Source organism: Amycolatopsis sp. DSM 110486 (genome assembly GCF_019468465.1).
Classification (GTDB): domain Bacteria; phylum Actinomycetota; class Actinomycetes; order Mycobacteriales; family Pseudonocardiaceae; genus Amycolatopsis.
On sequence record NZ_CP080519.1, the window covers coordinates 1,502,100 to 1,515,679 of the forward strand.

The 13,580-nt window shown below is 69.7% G+C and carries 13 protein-coding genes; 4 read left to right on the forward strand and 9 right to left on the reverse strand.

Annotated features, from left to right (window positions below):
• Window positions 1-21 precede the first annotated feature (21 nt).
• The 7 genes from K1T34_RS07120 to K1T34_RS07150 form a co-directional block, all read right to left on the reverse strand.
• Complete coding sequence (locus tag K1T34_RS07120; protein ID WP_220243490.1) at window positions 22-1,218, reverse strand: cytochrome P450; 1,197 nt, start codon at window positions 1,216-1,218, stop codon at window positions 22-24.
• The gene (locus K1T34_RS07125) at window positions 1,215-2,483 is read right to left on the reverse strand and encodes a methylaspartate mutase (protein ID WP_220243491.1); all 1,269 of its coding nucleotides are present in this window, start codon (window positions 2,481-2,483) and stop codon (window positions 1,215-1,217) included. Before K1T34_RS07125 ends, K1T34_RS07120 begins: the two co-directional genes overlap by 4 nt.
• Window positions 2,480-2,968, reverse strand: coding sequence for a cobalamin B12-binding domain-containing protein (locus K1T34_RS07130; RefSeq protein ID WP_255638372.1), 489 nt, complete (start codon window positions 2,966-2,968; stop codon window positions 2,480-2,482). Before K1T34_RS07130 ends, K1T34_RS07125 begins: the two co-directional genes overlap by 4 nt.
• The gene (locus K1T34_RS07135) at window positions 2,965-4,179 is read right to left on the reverse strand and encodes a type III PLP-dependent enzyme (RefSeq protein ID WP_220243492.1); all 1,215 of its coding nucleotides are present in this window, start codon (window positions 4,177-4,179) and stop codon (window positions 2,965-2,967) included. Before K1T34_RS07135 ends, K1T34_RS07130 begins: the two co-directional genes overlap by 4 nt.
• Window positions 4,176-5,627, reverse strand: coding sequence for an AMP-binding protein (locus K1T34_RS07140; RefSeq protein ID WP_255638373.1), 1,452 nt, complete (start codon window positions 5,625-5,627; stop codon window positions 4,176-4,178). Before K1T34_RS07140 ends, K1T34_RS07135 begins: the two co-directional genes overlap by 4 nt.
• Before the next feature lie 170 nt (window positions 5,628-5,797).
• Window positions 5,798-6,187 (reverse strand): type II toxin-antitoxin system VapC family toxin, encoded by a 390-nt coding sequence (locus K1T34_RS07145; protein WP_220243493.1) that lies wholly within the window; start codon window positions 6,185-6,187, stop codon window positions 5,798-5,800.
• 5 nt (window positions 6,188-6,192) lie between these two features.
• Entirely contained in the window at window positions 6,193-7,692 is a 1,500-nt protein-coding gene (locus K1T34_RS07150; RefSeq protein ID WP_220243494.1) for an AMP-binding protein, read from the reverse strand.
• 231 nt (window positions 7,693-7,923) lie between these two features.
• Between K1T34_RS07150 and K1T34_RS07155 the strand changes: the two genes are divergently transcribed.
• On the forward strand, window positions 7,924-8,169 hold the full coding sequence (locus K1T34_RS07155; protein ID WP_220243495.1) for a phosphopantetheine-binding protein: 246 nt from the start codon (window positions 7,924-7,926) through the stop codon (window positions 8,167-8,169).
• Here K1T34_RS07155 and K1T34_RS07160 read toward each other — a convergent pair.
• On the reverse strand, window positions 8,162-9,115 hold the full coding sequence (locus tag K1T34_RS07160) for an ACP S-malonyltransferase (protein WP_220243496.1): 954 nt from the start codon (window positions 9,113-9,115) through the stop codon (window positions 8,162-8,164). The genes K1T34_RS07155 and K1T34_RS07160 overlap by 8 nt on opposite strands.
• Window positions 9,108-10,046, reverse strand: coding sequence for a proline iminopeptidase-family hydrolase (locus tag K1T34_RS07165; RefSeq protein WP_220243497.1), 939 nt, complete (start codon window positions 10,044-10,046; stop codon window positions 9,108-9,110). The genes K1T34_RS07160 and K1T34_RS07165 overlap by 8 nt, the downstream gene beginning before the upstream one ends.
• 273 nt (window positions 10,047-10,319) lie before the next feature.
• Here K1T34_RS07165 and K1T34_RS07170 point away from each other — a divergent pair, with 273 nt between their 5' ends.
• The 3 genes from K1T34_RS07170 to K1T34_RS07180 are packed head-to-tail and all read left to right on the forward strand — an operon-like array spanning window position 10,320 to window position 13,350.
• Complete coding sequence (locus K1T34_RS07170) at window positions 10,320-11,567, forward strand: nucleotide disphospho-sugar-binding domain-containing protein (protein WP_255638374.1); 1,248 nt, start codon at window positions 10,320-10,322, stop codon at window positions 11,565-11,567.
• Window positions 11,558-12,676 (forward strand): sensor histidine kinase, encoded by a 1,119-nt coding sequence (locus K1T34_RS07175; protein ID WP_220243498.1) that lies wholly within the window; start codon window positions 11,558-11,560, stop codon window positions 12,674-12,676. Before K1T34_RS07170 ends, K1T34_RS07175 begins: the two co-directional genes overlap by 10 nt.
• 20 nt (window positions 12,677-12,696) lie before the next feature.
• Window positions 12,697-13,350, forward strand: a complete 654-nt coding sequence (locus K1T34_RS07180) for a response regulator transcription factor (protein WP_220243499.1) — start codon at window positions 12,697-12,699, stop codon at window positions 13,348-13,350.
• Window positions 13,351-13,580 lie beyond the last annotated feature (230 nt).

Sequence of the window (13,580 nt, forward strand, 5' to 3'; positions counted from 1 at the left end):
AAGCCGCTAGGGGCAGGGAAATCACCACGCGAGGCGCAGGAGCGAAGGCCCGCGCACGATCACGCCGTATTCCCACTTCACGCCTTCGCGACCGTCCGCGAGCCGCATTTCCGGGAAGCGCGCGAGAATCGCCTTGAGCGCTTCCTGGAGTTCCAGGCGCGCCAGCTGCGCGCCGATGCAGTGGTGCGGGCCGTGCCCGAACGCCACGTGCGGGTTGGGGCTGCGGGTGAGGTCGACGGTGTCGGGGTTCGCGAACACCTCCGGATCGCGGTTCGCCGCGTGCAACGCCGGCAGCACCGGGTCGCCCGCGCGCACCACGACGTCGCCGAAGCGCACGTCTTCGGTGGCGTAGCGGGCGAACATTGCCGCGGTGTTGATCGGCACGTACCGCAGCAGTTCCTCGACGGCGGTCGGCATCAGCTCCGGGTCCGCCCGCAGCTGCGCGAGCAGCTCCGGCTGCGTCAGCAAGGTGAACAGGAAGCTCGGCAGCGCCGTGGACACCGTCTCTACACCACCGGTGAGCAGGCCCGCGCCGGCGATGGAAATCAGCTCGTTCTCGGTGAGCTTGTCGCCGGCGTCGCGCGCGTAGACCAGAGCGCCGAGCAGGTCGTCGGTCGGCTCCTCGCGCCGCTGCGCCACGAGCCCGGCGACGTAGTTGTCGAGCTGGTCGCCGTAGACGTCGAGCACGTCGTCCTTGGCCGTGGCGTCGCTGACCAGCGCCTGCGTCCACTCGCGGAAGATCTTGTGGTCTTCCTGCGGCACGCCGAGCAGGTCGCAGATCACGGTGACGGGCAGCGGACGCGCGAGTTCCTCGACGACGTCGGCCGAGCCGCCGCGCGCGACCATCCCGTCGAGCAGGTCGTTCACGAGCGTCTGCACGCCTTCGCGCATCTGCTCGAGCCGGCGCGCGGTGAACGCCTTCGACACCAGGCGGCGCAGGCGCGAGTGGTCGGGCGGGTCCATGCCCATGATGCCGTCGCCCATCTGCTGGCGGCGCATCCGCGGCTGGTCGAGGCCCTGCGCCAGCTCCCGGCTGAAGCGCTGGTCGGTCATCACGAGCTTCACGTCGGCGTACTTGGTGGCGAGCCACGCCGGTTCCCCGAAGGGCATCTGCACCCGGCTCATCGGCTCTTCGCGCTGCAACATGTGGTACAGCTCGGAAACGGAGATCTCCTGCATGTCGAACGGGTAGGCCCGGACGGTCCGGCGCGTACTCATCGCGAATCCCCTCCAATCGCGGTCATCGGCTGCTCCAATGCCTGGGCGTCGTGGGTGTGCTGGACGTACGAGAGCGCCGACATCAAGGTCGACGAGGTGATCGCACCGCCGTGACCGCGCTCGACCACGCGGCGCAGCGGCAGGGAACCGAGGTCGGACCAGCAGAGCCGGCCGGCCGGGTCGAGATAGCTGCGGGCCTGCCCGGCGTTGTCCGGGTGCAGGCAGAACGGCACGTCGAGCAGGCCGCGCTTGAACGCGACCACGATCGCGCGGCCGAGATCTTCGTGGCTGTTGAGCACGGCGTCGACCAGCGCGTAGGCCTCGCGGTAGACCTGGTTGTCCGCCTCCACGGTGACCTTCTCGGTGGCTCGCACGGCACCCGCGTGTTCGAGCGCCTGGACGTTTTCCGCGACGGTCGGGATCCGGTGTGCCTCGGCGACGGTCTTCACGATCAGCCGCTCCGAGCCGGTGCTCAGCGCCAGCTCGGCCGCCTTGCCGAGCAGGCTCAGCGAGCCTGCCGGCGTACGCGGGAACAGGCCCATGTAGGCGTAGATCACCACGTGCCACGACGCGCCGGGCAGCAGTTCCGTGCACAGCCGGCGCAGCGCCGCGACGGCTTCCTGGTCCTGGCGCAAGTTGGTCTGCTGCGCGTAGCTCACCGAGATGCTGCGCAACCCCTTGCGGTAGAAGAACAACGCCTCCAACGCGCTCAACGCCACGAGCTCGCTCGGTGGGCAGAGCTGGCCCATCATGCAGCCGCCGAACGTCTCCAGGTGCGCGCGTCCGCCCGGCAGCTCGGCGCCGGCCAGCAGTTCGCAGCAGGCGGACCAGTTGCGCACGGACTCGTCCAGCGGCGTGCGGCTGTAGGGCAGGCAGTACGACACCGGCCCGCCCTCGGTGGTGTGCAGGCCGGCGGCGAGCATCGCGCGGAAGATGTCCGCGGGCCGCGCCGAACCGTGGCGCACCTGCACCGGGAAGTCCGGGCCTTCGAGGCCGTCGAGCATCGCGCGCGTGACCTCGGCTGGGTGATTGACGATGGGGTAACCGTTGAGCGCGATGCCGTGGGCCAGGGCGTGCGCGACGGAATCGGTGTCGCAGACGCGGGTGTAGCTGTCGAGTGTGACGGTGCCAACGGTCGTGGCGGCGGCGTTCTTGGTCGCCGCCAGCCCTGCGCGCATCACGACCGGGTCGGCGAACCCCATACGGGGCTGCACGACCAGCTGCCCGGCCGCGTGCCTGCTCGCCACGAACTCTTCGAAGCTCACACCCCCTCCACCCGCACGGGGAGCTGGGCGGCACCGGCGGTCAACGTCGCGGCGAACCGGCGGAAGGACGCGTTGTTCTGCTGGTCGTCGAAGACCGCGTCGAAGCCGGCGAGCAGCAGCCGCGCCGTCTCCTCCTCGGTCAGCGGGCCGCCGACGCCGAGCTTGCCGCCGATCACCACCGGCAGCGCACGCAGCTCGGGGAAGGATCGCAAGCGCTGGATCACGCGCAGGCCGTCCTGGTAGCCGTGGCCGTTGACGCTGCTGATCACGAGCATCGTCGGGCGCCGGCTGAGGCATTCGGACTCCAGCAGCTCGTCGGGCACGCACGCGCCGAGGTTCACCACGTCGAAGCCGAGCTCGCCGACCAGCAGCTCCAGGTACACGAGGTTCCACGTGTGCGAGTCCGACGCCATGCTGCTCACGATCACCGTGCGCGGCGGTTCCGTGACCACGCCGCCGCGGTAGGCGTTCATCTCCTCGCTCACGGCGAAACCTCGTAGGCACGCTGGTAGTCCAGCCGCGACACGGACACGACCTCGTCACCGCGCACCATGACCTCCGTCGGCGCGGGCCGGCCGAGGAAGCTGATCAGGCTGGCGGTCACGCCGTACGCGCCGACGTTCGGCACAGTCACCACGTCGCCGGGCGCCAGCTCCGGCAGGCGCGCGGCCTTCGCCAGCGAGTCACCGGGAGTACACAGTGGACCGACGAGGCTGCCGGTCTCGCCGAACGGAGCGGTGTCTTCGATGCCGACGGCCGCGGGCAGCAGCCGGCCGATGCCGGACAGCCCGCCGACGACGTTGATGCCCGCGTCGAGAATCACGAACTTGCTGCCGCGGCTCTCCTTGACGTTCACGACCCCGGCGAGCAGCGAGCCACAGCTGCCGGACAGGTACCGGCCCGACTCGCAGGCCAGCTCGACCTCCCCCGTTCGCCATTCCGGCAGGTACAGGTCCAGCAACTGCTCCAGCCCCGCCCGCAGCTTCGGGTAGTCGGTGCGGGGGCCCGGGACCGCGTACGGCGAGGAGAAGCCGCCGCCGATGTCGAGCAGCTCCAGCGGCAGGCCCGCTTCCTGGTGCAACTGCGCGGCCGACTGCAGCACGAACTCGTACTCACCGAGCAGGCTGTCCTCGTCCTTGGCGTTGCTCATGGTGAAGAAGTGCGCACCGGCGACGCGCGTGCCGGCCACCGCCTTGAACACGGGCATGAGCGAGGGCAGCGTCTCGGCGTCGATGCCGAACTGCGAGGGCCGGCCCATCATGCGGATGCCGGTCGACGCGCTGCCCTGCGTGGTGTTCACGCGCAGCAGGCACGAAGCGACCACGCCGTGCTTCTCCGCTGCCGCACCGACGTGCTGCAGATCGGTGAGCGACTCGACGGAGAACAGCCGCACGCCGGTCTCGGTCGCCTGCTCCAACTCAGCGCCGGTCTTGCCGGGACCCGTGTAGAGGATCTCGCTCGGGTCGAAACCCGCCTCCAGCGCGTTGGCCAGCTCACCGGTGGAGCTGATCTCGGCGCGGCAGCCACCGTTGTGCAGCTCGCGGGCGATTTCCGGGTGCGGGTTGGCTTTCAGCGCGTAGAAGACCTGGAAGCCCTCGGGCAGCAGGCCGAAGAGCTGGTCGCGGGACTGTGCGACGACGTCGAGGTCGTAGACGTAGGTGGGGGTGCCGAAGCGTTCGGCGAACTGCTGGGTCATTTGTGCGCGCCTTCCACGAGCAGGGCCAGTTCCTTCGTGGCGTTCTTGCCGTGCGCCGTGAGCGGGAACTCGTCGACGACGTGACACAGGGACGGGACCTTCTGCGGTTCGAGCCGCTTCGCCAGCTCCCGCAGCACGGTGGTGGGCGGCAGGTCGCTCTCGACGCAGATGGCGAGATCGCGCGTGTCGCCCGGCGGGATCGCGCCGGCCGCACGGACGCCCGGGATGTCCATGGCGGCGGCCTCGATTTCCAAAGTGGACATCCGGATGCCCTTGCGCTTGAACATGTCGTCGCGGCGGCCTTCGAAGTAGAGGTACCCGTCGGCGTCGAGGCGGCCGTAGTCGCCGGTGTGCAGGCGCAGCTCGCCGGTGGCCTCGTCGCGCCTGAACGCGCGGGCGGACAGCTCCGGCGCGCGCCAGTAACCCGGCATCACGTGCGGGCCGGCGGCCACGATCTCACCGATGTCGCCGGCGGGCAGCTCCGTGCCGTCCGCGGCGAGGATGAGCACGGACGTGCCCGGCAGCGGCAGCCCGGACGCGCCGGGACGCTGGTCGTCCTCGTCGGGCGGCATGATCGTGATGCGCTTGCACTCGGTCTGGCCGAACTGGCGCACCACGCGGGTGCCGGGGAACGCGGTGCGCAGCTGCGCGATCGTGCTCTCGGGCAGCGCGGCGCCGGTGTTGGTGAACAGGCGCACGGGCGCGGCCGGTTCGGTCTCGCGACCGGCGAGCGTGGCGATCATCGTGGCGAGCGAGGGCACGATGGGCACGATCGTCGCGCCGACCTCGCGCATCCGCCGCAGCAGCCGCAGGTCGGACTCCGCGTCGGCGAGCACGATCTCGCTGCGCCCGAGCGTCGAAAGCAGGACCTTGTAGAGGCCGTAGTCCCAGGACATCGGGAAGCGGCAGAACACCACGTCGTCGCCGCGGTAGCCGAGCACGGCCTGGATCGCGCCGGCGGCGAAGGTGACCTGGCGGTGCGGGCCGATCACGCCCTTCGGCGCCGCGGTACTGCCGGAGGTGTAGATGAGCACGGCGACGTCGTCGGGGTCGACGTCCGTGGCCTCGATGCGTTCGCCGTAGGCCGCTTCGACCTCGGTCCACAGTGGAATCATTTCTTCCGGCGTGACCACGAGCACCGGCTCGGCGTTGCCCACCACCGAATCGAAGTGGAACGCCTTCATCGCCGGGTTCACCGGCACGAACACCGCGCCGCGGCGGGTGGTGCCGAAGAACAACGCGACCAGCTCACGCGTGGTGGGCAGCTGCACGACCACGCGGTCACCGCGCCGCACCCCGCGCCGGGCGAGCACCACCTCCACCGCATGGCTCCACGCGGCCAGCTCGGCGTAGGTCCACGCGCCGGCCCGGTCGCGCACCGCCGTCGACCCGGGTGCGTCGGCCACCGCCTCGTCGAGCAGGGAATGGACGAGCGAAGTACCGTTCACGACTGCTCCCACCAGAACTCGAGAACCGGGGCCTCGATCCGCCCCTCGACCCCGGGAAAACTAGCCGCGGCGGCGCGCGTGGCCACACCCCTAACCGCCCCTAAGCGCGCACGCGAAAACGGCCCGCCCCGCCCGGAAACCCAGGCGTAGCAGGCCGTTTAAGACAGGCTTCAGCTCAGTGCTTCGAACCCCGCGACCGGCACGACCCCGTCGAGGTCACGGGCGAGCTGCTCGTCGAGCGTCACGAACGCGTCGCCGTGCAACCGCGTCAACGCCACGTACTCGGCCACGAACGTGTCGGCCCACCCGAGCTCCTCGGCGACCTGCCACGCGGTCGCCTGCAGCACCCGATCACCGAGCAACCGGATCTTCAGCGCCCGCACGCGGTCGAGTCGCGCGGCGGCGTCCTTCTTGGTCAGCTTCCCCTCGCGCACCTGCGCGTAGAGCAGAGACAGCGCGTGCGACCGGATGAGCGTGGGCGCCAGCAACTGATGGCCCACCACGGCCCGCTCCTCGGCCAGCCGCAACGCGACCTCCGGCCCGATCACGTACTTCGCCACGCAGCTCAGCCTACCGGCGTGAGCAGCACTTCGGCTTCGACCGCGAGCGCCTTCCGGTCGATCTTCCGGTTGGAGTTCAGCGGGAACTCGTCGACGTGGCGGTAGTGGCGCGGGATCACTCCCTCCGGCAGGACCTTGCGCAGCGCGCGCACGAGCTCGATCGCCGGGCGCTCGCCGCCGGTGTAGAACACGAACAGCTCCAGACCGGCGTCGCCGCGCACTCCCAGGGCCACGGCGTCGCGGACGCCGGTCGCGCGCAACGCGTGCTCGACCTCGGTGAGCTCGATGCGCCAGCCCAGCACCTGCACCTGGGAGTCGAGGCGGCCCAGGTACGCCAAGTCGTCGCCGAGCCGGCGGACGCGGTCGCCCGTGCGGTAGAAGCGGCGGCCCTCGCGGTCGAGGAACCGGCCGCGTTCGTCAGCCGGGTCGAGGTAACCCGGCGTCAGCTGCGGGCCCGCGATGGCCAGCTCGCCTTCTTCGGCTTCCTCGACGTCACCCTCGCCCAGCAGCAGGTGGTCGTGCCCCTCGTGCACGGCCCCGATCGGCACCACCCCGTTGACGGCGATCCTCGGCGTTTCCTCGTCGTCCCAGCGGTAACCGGCGACGGTGATCGTGAGTTCGGTGGGGCCGTAGAGGTTCTCGGCGAGCGAGTTCACCGCCGCCGCGCGCCAGTCCGCCGTGTCGCGCACGGTGAGCGCCTCGCCCGCGAAAAAGCTCCACCGCAAGCCCGGCAACGCACCCGGCGTGAGCCCACCCGTGCGGCGCACCAGGTCGATCGCGCTCGGCGTGGAAAACCACACGGTCAGCCCGCTCTCCGCGGCGAACGCCGGCAGGTCGCGGTAGGCGCGACCGGGCAACACCACTGCCGGCGCCCCCGCACCCCAGGCACAGAACAGGTCGAACATCGCGCAGTCGAAGTTCAGGTCGAACGTCTGGGAGAAGACGTCGTCGGGCGTGAAGTCGTAGCGCGCGTCGAGCAGGCCGAAGTAGTGCTCGGTCGAACCGTGGCCGATGCGCACGCCCTTGGGCCGACCGGTGGAGCCGGACGTGAACAGGATGTACGCGGAATCCTCCGGCCGCACCTGCCGCGGCTCGACCAAACCCTGCACCCGCGTCTCCGGGGTGAGCACGGGAACCCGCCGCTGACCGAGCACGTCCGCCAGCAGCGCCTGGCCGCGATCGTCGACCACCAGCGCGTCGACCCCCGCCGCCTCGACCATCTGCGCGGTGCGAGCCGCCGGGAAGTCCGGCCGCAGCGGCACCACCGTGGCGCCCGCGTAGAGCCCGGCCAGGATCCCCGCGTACGCGCTGATTCCCTTGCCCGCCAGCACCCCTACGGTGCGCGCGCCCGCTTCGGCCAGCGCGCCGCCCCAGAGCAGCGCCTGCTCGTGAAGCCGGCCGTAGGTCAGCTCCTGGTCGCCGACCCGGACGGCGGTGCCGTTCTCGGAAAGGGCCAGGCCACGCAGGAAGCGCGAGTGCAGCCCGCCGGTGAAGCTCGTGTCCATCGTCGTCCTCCTCCTTGCTGTGCCGTTCGTTGCTAATCCGACCACAGTCACGGCGACGGCCCTCGGAGCAACTGTTACGTAGTGCCCGGGGGTCCGCCTGCTTTTGGTCGGATTAGCAATAGGGGTGCCGATGCGTCGATCCGGAACGACGACGCGCGGTAGAGTCCAAAACCGAACCGGGCGGTCGGTTTTCCTGCCTGGTAGATACCGATCTAGCCATCCGGAGTAGTCATGTGGGACAGCTCTTTCGACGAGACCCTTCGCACGTTCCTCCCGTTCCTCCCCGCCGAGGAGGCACTCACCGCCGAGACCCCGCTGCGCGAGTACGGCCTCGACTCGCTCGCGACCGTGGAACTGCTCGCCGTGCTGGAGCAGAACTACAACGTGCGCTTCGAGGACGACGCCCTCAACCTCGAGACCTTCGAGAACCCGGGCCGGCTCTGGGCGACGCTGGCCGAGCTGCAGCCGGCTAGCTGACCCGCGAAGGTCCTGCGCCCCGCCTCCGGGGCTGCAGGGCCAGCCGCGGGTTGACCGTCACCACCTCGAAGCGGCTCGTGGTCGCGCGGACGCGCCCGAACAGCGTGTCCGGACCGGCCACCCAGAGCTTGCGCACGCCCAGCTGTTCCAGGGAGGAGACGACGTGCGGCCACCGCAGCGGCTTGACGATGCTGTCGAGCAGCATCGTGCGCACCTGCTCCCCGGACCGCAGGATCGACCCGTCCTGGTCGGCGACGATCGGGAGCAGCGGATCGTGGAAGTCCAGACCGCCGATGACCTCGTCCTCCGCTTTCCGGCGCAGCGCGGCGAAAGCACGGGAGTGCAGGGGCGGGCGCATGGTGTACAACGACAACCCGCCCATGCTGCGCACCGCTTGCTTGAGCCAGTCGAGGTTCCGCTCGCGCAACGAGACCATGTAGAAGTCGTGGTCGATGTAGCACGAGATGTCGGACCACTCGCCGCGTCCGTCGAGGTCGTTCAGCGCGTCCAGGAGCTTCTCCTCGGGCGTGCGCACGAACGAGTGCGTGACCACGTCGGTGTACTCCGTGGCGAAGAACTCGGTGAGACAGCGCGCGAGCTCCGCCGTCATCCACACGGCGTCGGGGAACGTCAGCGCTCCGGCATACACACTGGCCGGCTTCTCGCCGAAGCTCGGGCCGGTGCAGTAGTCGGGGCTGATGTCGTACTCCTGCTCGGCCCACTCGGCGAGCGCGAGGCACGTGAGCATGAACCCGACCTGCGCGTATTCGGAGTAGTCCCCCTCCGTCTCGCGGAAGCGGTCGACCAGCGAATAGCCGAGCCGGTCGTTGGCTTCTCCGATCAGGCGGCGGGCGAACGGGTTGATGAGCAGGAACTTGCCGAAGTCGGCGAAGCGGCAGGGGCTCATCCCGGGGAAGACCACCGCCGATCCTCTGGCCTCATCCATGGCTGGTTGCCTCACTTTCGGCGTTGGCGGCGGGGTGGACTTCCCGCAGGAAGCTCAGCAGGACCTCGTGGAACCGTGTGGGTTCCTCGAGGTGCGGAACGTGGCTGGAGTCGGAGAAAACCTCCCAGCGCACGTCGTGGATCCGGTCGAAGTAGGGCTGGACGGTCTTGGGTGTGGCTTCGTCGTGCCGGCCGGAGATGAGCAACGTCGGCACCTCGATGTCGTCGAGGTCGTCGACCACGGAGTAGTCCCTGAGCGTGCCGGTGACGGTGAACTCGCTCGGCCCGTTCATCACGGAGTAGACGGTGTTGTTGTCCGCCATCTCCATGAACGAGGCCAGGTAGTCGCCCGGCCACGGGAGCACGCGGCAGACGTGGCGGTCGTAGAACACGCGCATGGCGTCGAAGTACTCCTGCGTGTCCGTGGTGCCGGCCGCTTCGTGCGCTCGCAGCTGCTCGTCGACACCGGGCGGGAGCCGGTCCCGGAGCACGTCCATTTCGGAGCGCCAGAGCTCGTAGGAGGCGGGCGAGTTGGCGATCACGAGCCCGCGCAATCCCTCGGGCCGCTGCGCCGCGTGGCGCGCGACGACCAGGCCGCCCCACGACTGTCCATACAGGACGTAGTTGTCCTCGATGCCCAGCCGGTGCACCAGGTTGTCGAGCTCGTCGCCGAACAGCTCGGGCGTCCAGAAATCCGCGCGCTTGTCCGGCAGCCGCGTGGAACCGCCGCTGCCGAGCTGGTCGTAGTGCACCACCGGAAACCCGTGCTCGGCGAGCGAACAGAGGTTCAGCAGGTAGTCGTGTGTGCTGCCCGGTCCCCCGTGGACCACGACGACGGCGGGCAGCTCGCCGCCGACGACACCGGTGACCCGGTACCACGTGCGGTGCTCGCCGAAGGGAACCCAGCCCTTCGCGGTGGGCGCCACGGCCATGCTCATCACCTCGTTCGTATCCCTCGCCCGGCGGGTGGTTGCCGCCGGACCCACGTTCATGTCTAGCCGCAGGGGCGCCGTCGTCACCAGCCCCTAAGGGGCGTCTAAAGCCGGTCTAAGTCCGCCCTGTCCTCTCTAGTCCGGCGGGCTTTTCGAGGGAAGGGCGCTAGGGGTGCACGACCCCTAGCGGCGCGTTGCCGGGTCGGCCGCGCGAGTTGTCCGCACTAACGTTTTTCCCGCCAGCAGGTCGAGCCAGTTCGGAGAGTGCGTCCCATGCGAGTCATGTTGATGGTCTTCCCGACGAGGACGCACGTCTACAGCATGGCGCCGGTCGGCTGGGCGCTCGCGGCCGCGGGCCACGAGGTGCGGTTCGTCGGCCAGTGCAACCCGCGCGAGGTGGCCTCGTTCGCCGAGACCGGCCTCGACGCGATGTGGTTCGGCACCGAGCTCGACATCGCGCGCCACCGCCAGTTGCAGGTCGAGGGAAACAACGCGATGCAGGGCGACTTCCGCATCTCCGAGAGCCGGCCCGAGCGGTACACCGAGGAGTACGTGCGCAACGTCTACGAGCACTGGGTCGACGTGTTCCGTTGGACCACGCCCGATTCGCTGCTCGACGAGCTCGTGCGCTTCGCACGGCAGTGGCAGCCGGACCTCGTGGTGTGGGACCCGATGATCTACGCCGCGCCGATCGTCGCGCACGCCATCGGGGTGCCGCACCTGCGGATGATGTACGCGATGGACCAGACGGCGCGCATCAACGCGCAATACCGCGATCTCCGTTCCGACGCGCCGGATCCGTTCGTGGAGTGGATGTCGGGCGCGGTGGCGCGCTTCGGTGCGGACTACGACGAAACCCTGCGCCACGGCGTGAAGACCATCGACTGCCACCCGTCCTACCTGCGTTACGACGGCGTCGACGTCGACTACCTGCCGGCGCGGTTCATCCCGCAGAACAAGCCGATGGCCATCCCGCGCTGGGTGCTCGAGGAGCCGGCGCGCCCCCGCGTGATGCTCACGCTCGGCATCTCCAACCGGCAGGTGCTGGGCGTCGAGGAGACGTCGGTGTCCGACCTGCTCGACGGCCTCGCGGACCTCGACGTCGAGGTGATCGCGACGCTCAACGCGAACCAGCTGGCGTCTGTGCGGAAGGTGCCGGACAACGTGCGCGCGGTCGACTTCGTACCCATGAACGAGCTGCTCGCGAGCTGTTCGGCCATCATCCACCAGGGCGGCGGGGCGACCATCGGCAACGCCGTGGTCAACGGCGTGCCTCAGCTCGTGATCCCCGGCACCACGTGGAGCGAGCGGGGTTCGGCCGTCGCGCAGGTGAAGCGGGGCAACGGGTTGCTGGTGGACCTGGAGGCCGTCACGCCGGGGAATGTCCGAACAGGACTGCTGAGACTCCTGGAAGAACCCTCGTTCCGCAGCTGCGCCCTGGAAGTCCGCGACGAGATGCTGGCGACGCCGACGCTCGACGACCTCGTGCCCGAGTTCGAGCGGATCGCGCGATGCCGATGACGCGGCGGCCCCACGCGATCCGCACGATCGGGTTCCTCATCGGGAACTTCCCGATCCGGATCTTCGCGTTCGTGGTCGTCCTCGTGTCGATGATCGTCGGGGTCGCGACGACGATGCTGTGGGTGGGCATCCCCCTGTCGCTGATCGCGACGGGCGTGATGCGTGGCTTCGCGGACCTCGAACGGCGGTCGGTGCGGAGGTTGCTGGGAGTCGAGGTGGCCCAGCCGCGGCGCAAGCAGCCCAACGGCAACGGTCTGCTGGCCGTGTGGCAGGCGCGGCTGGTCGACCCGGTGACGTGGCGTGAGCTGGTGTTCGTGCTCGTGGCGATGCCGCTGGGGATCGTCGAGTTCGTGGCGGGCATCGTCTCGGTGGCGGTGCCACCGTTCGGGATCTTCGTGGCGCCCCGGATCGGGGCGTTGCACGCCGAGTTCACGCTGTCGATGCTGGGGCCGGACCGCACGGCGCAGCTGGAGGAGCGCACGCAGCACCTGCAGCACTCGCGGGCGCGCGGCGTCGATGCCGTGGAGGCCGAGCGCAAGCGCATCGAACGCGACCTGCACGACGGCGCGCAGCAGCGGCTCGTGGCCGTCGCGATGAGCCTGGGGCGGGCGCAGCTGAAGCTCGACTCCGACGATTCCGCGGCCGTGCGCGAGCTCATCGGGGCCGCGCACGCCGACGCCAAGCTGGCCGTGTCCGAGCTGCGTGACCTCGCCCGCGGGATCTACCCGCCGGTGCTGCAGGACCGTGGCCTCGACGCCGCCCTGTCGTCGCTGACCGCCCGCATGCCGATCCCGGTCGACGTCGAGGTCTCCGTGGACCCGCGCCCGCCGGCGCCGGTGGAGACCACGACGTACTTCATCGTGAGCGAGGTGCTCACGAACATCACCAAACACGCCGGCGCCGACCGCGCCTCGGTGCGAGTGAGCCGCGACGACGACACCGTGGTCGTCGAAATCATGGACAACGGCCGCGGCGGCGCCTCGGTGCGCCCCGGCGGCGGCCTGGCCGGCCTCGCCGACCGCGCCGCCACGATCGACGGTGTGCTCACGGTGGTCAGCCCCATGGGTGGGCCGACTGTCGTGCGCGCCGATCTCCCTGTCCGCTGGTGATGCTGTTAAGGAGCCGTTTCATGCGTGTCGTGATCGCCGAGGATTCCGTGCTCCTGCGCGCGGGCGTGCAAAGCCTGCTCGCCGACGTCGGCATCACCACGGCCGCCGCCGTCGACAACCCGGACGCCATGCTCGTCGCCATCCGCGAGCACCGCCCCGACCTCGTCATCGCCGACGTCCGCATGCCCCCGACCTTCACCGACGAGGGCATCCGGGCGGCGATCGCCGCCCGGCAGGAGATCCCCGGCCTGCCGGTCCTGGTGGTCTCGCAATACGTCGAGGGCAGCTACGCGGTTGACCTCATCGCCGAAGGCACCTCCGGCGTGGGCTACCTGCTGAAAGAACGCGTCGCCGACGTCGCCGACTTCCTGGAATCCGTCCGCCGCGTGGCCGGCGGCGGCTCCGCCATCGACCCCGACGTGGTCGCCCAGATGCTCTCCCGCAGCCGCGATCCCCTGGACGCCTTGACCGCGCGCGAGACCGAGGTCCTGGGCTTGATGGCGCAGGGCCTGTCGAACGCCGCCATCGCGAAGACCCTGGTGGTGACCCAGGGCGCCGTGGAGAACCACATCAGCAACATCTTCGCGAAGCTGGGCCTGGAAGCCAGCCGGGACGAGAACCGCCGGATCCGCGCGGTGCTGACCTATTTGGACAGTACCGCCGTGCGCGCTTGATTCACTCGATCGATATCGTGCGCATGTTCGAGTGGGGTCGGTAGCTTGGGGGTATGGATCTTTCGCCTGCCGGCCCTGTTCGGATCTCGACCATTGTGGACGGTGTGCTCGCCACGCTGTGGAGAGCACACCTCGCTTCGGTGCGCCCGCGAAGACGGGTGCGGCTCAGTACTGCTTTTGTTGCACTGAGCTGCAAACCTGCGCTGCCCTCAGCGCTGATGCCTGCTCCT